Annotated in this window: 3 protein-coding genes; 1 reads left to right on the top strand and 2 read right to left on the bottom strand. The window is 33.7% G+C overall.

What is annotated here, in order from left to right:
* The first annotated feature begins 433 nt into the window (after positions 1 to 433).
* Positions 434 to 1,246: a metal ABC transporter permease gene (locus F6K22_RS39130; RefSeq protein ID WP_293110363.1), complete on the top strand. Its 813-nt coding sequence runs from the start codon at positions 434 to 436 to the stop codon at positions 1,244 to 1,246.
* A 73-nt stretch (positions 1,247 to 1,319) separates the two neighbouring features.
* Here F6K22_RS39130 and F6K22_RS39125 read toward each other — a convergent pair whose 3' ends face one another.
* Positions 1,320 to 1,448 carry a hypothetical protein gene (locus tag F6K22_RS39125; protein WP_293110361.1) on the bottom strand — a complete coding sequence of 43 codons (129 nt, stop codon included), beginning with the start codon at positions 1,446 to 1,448 and terminating at the stop codon, positions 1,320 to 1,322.
* A 402-nt stretch (positions 1,449 to 1,850) separates the two neighbouring features.
* Positions 1,851 to 2,263, bottom strand: a 413-nt coding sequence (locus F6K22_RS39120; protein ID WP_293110359.1) for an RNA-guided endonuclease InsQ/TnpB family protein, incomplete at its 5' end; no start/stop codon positions are given.

The raw sequence follows: 2,263 nt of genomic DNA, 5'->3' as shown, positions 1-2,263 counted from the left end.
TCTAGGTTTTCACATAGTACTCTAAAATTAAAGCTTTGACTTTTTATCGAATATCACTTGTAGGGAAAATAGCCGTTTATCTCTATAACTGATACCAATTCACTTTAAGGATGTCACAAATAGTTTCAAACTTTAAATGTCAAATAATTGCCTGAAACTGTTGTGAGTGTCAAAGTTTTTAGTCTATCAAATCTGCCATTCTGAATTCTAAATTATGAATTCAGTGAAATAGCCAGGCTATTTTTAGTAGAGATTTTTTAAATTGGTATTAGAACGATTTTTGAGAGATATGATAAGCATTCAGTTATTAGCAATTAACCACAGGAAATTATTACATCAATATTGACTGGAAAGATAATTTTTTTTCGATCAATATTTGATTAATCAAATCTATAATTTTTAGTCTTACTTCTTATACTTCTTACTTATTAATATGAATTTTTCAGAATCGATTAGTTTATTTAGCCTGCCTTTTATGCAACGAGCAATTATTGGCGGTATTCTATTAGGAATTTTGGGGGGTATTCTCGGTGGATTTGTGATTTTACGCCAGTTATCTTTATTTGGAGAGTCTTTAGGTCATACTGCTTTTTTAGCTGTAGTGTTAGGTGCTTTATTACAGTTACCTCCAATGATGGCTTTAATTGGGTTTTTGCTATTATTTGGATTAGGAATAAATTATTTAATTGAAAGAACTAATTTAGGTGCAGATACGATTTTAAGTATCACGGTCGCTGCTTCAGTTGCATTGGGAACAATTGGATTTAATTTTGTACCTGGATATCGTGGTAATTTATTGTCTATATTGTTTGGTGATATTCTGGCAATTAGTAATTTAGATTTGGTTTTTCTGGCGATTTTATTGACTGTATCTTTGGGTTGGTTAGGGCTAACTTTACCAAAACAAATCTTATTAACTTTGAATACCGAGTTAGCACAAATTCAGGGAATTCCCGTACAGAGATATCAATACATATTTATGATTATTTTGTCCTTGGCGATCGCTCTTACTATTAGAGCAGTTGGTATTTTATTGGTGAATGCTTTTTTAGTAATTCCAGCAGCTACAGCGAAGTTAATTTGTAATGAATTTGTACCATTTTTAGGAGTTTCTGCACTAATTGGTGCTATGAGTGGAGTGATAGGAATGGTATTATCTGGTACTTTTAATTTGCCTTCAGGTCCTAGTATTGTTGTGGTGCAATTATTAGTATTTTTGGTAGTAGTATTTTCTGGTCAAAAGTAAAAAAAAATTTAATTTTTACCGAATAATTAGGGCTTGCTGAAAAAGTCTTATGAGTGAGGGTAGGAGTCAGGAGTCAGGAGTCAGGAGTCAGGAGTAATGGGGAAGTAGTCAGAATAATTATCCCTTGATTTTTCTGCAGAGCGTCAACCCAAAATCCTAACTTTTTCAGCTTTTTAGAACGAAAACCTTGTACTTTTTTCATAACCAAAAATCCTGAAACCTTGATCTATAAATGCTTTTATCTTTAATTTGGCAAACCCTAATTAATAATTATTAATTATTAGACCTCTCCAGAAAATAAATTTGCTCTTTATTAACGACAAACAATTTTCTCTTCATCAAATGTGCGAATTGTTAACGAGCCTAGAACCATTTTCCGACTTTTTGAACAAGCTTGCAAATATTTAGTCACAGTCTCCTCAGAATCGATGACAAGTTCACAAAGAATTTGTCCTCGCAACTGCTTGATTTTCGAGCAAAATCACGAAGCTGCTAGCTTATTCAGGGCTAGAATTTCACCTGCTTGAGTTAGAAATAAAGAAGGTTCAGGTAAAACCGTTCTTAGAAACCTATGATAATCTATATAAATCTATGATTATCTGTTCTATTCTTGCTTCATTCTGGCAACGTCGGCGTTATCCAGTCCACAAGCTGTTACGGTCGAACTGACCGCCATAGCTAAATTTAACGCTGCATTTAAGTCTCGATCACAGCGAAAATTGCAGTGTTCGCAATTGAAAACACGCTCTGATAAAAACAGATACTCTTTAACAGTTCCACACCTGCTACAGGTTTTAGAACTAGGAAACCATCTATCAACAATGATTAGCTCAGAACCGTATAACTCACACTTGTACTCTAACTGTCTTCTGAATTCATAAAAACCCATATCGGCAACAGATGCCGCTAGCTTGTGATTTGCCATCATTCCTGATACATTTAAGTCTTCTATGACAATCGTGCCGTGGTTTTTGGCTAAGTAAGTTGTCAATTTATGTAATGTATCTTTTCTGATGA

The organism is Okeania sp. SIO2F4, assembly GCF_010672385.1.
Classification (GTDB): domain Bacteria; phylum Cyanobacteriota; class Cyanobacteriia; order Cyanobacteriales; family Microcoleaceae; genus Trichodesmium.
This window is presented reverse-complemented; position numbering and strand designations above follow the sequence as displayed.

Bases quoted from the DNA above. Each gene is read 5' to 3' on its own strand.
- F6K22_RS39130 (WP_293110363.1), top strand. From the start codon at position 434: ATGAATTTTTCAGAATCGATTAGTTTATTTAGCCTGCCTTTTATGCAA.
- F6K22_RS39125 (WP_293110361.1), bottom strand. From the start codon at position 1,448: ATGAAAAAAGTACAAGGTTTTCGTTCTAAAAAGCTGAAAAAGTTAGGA.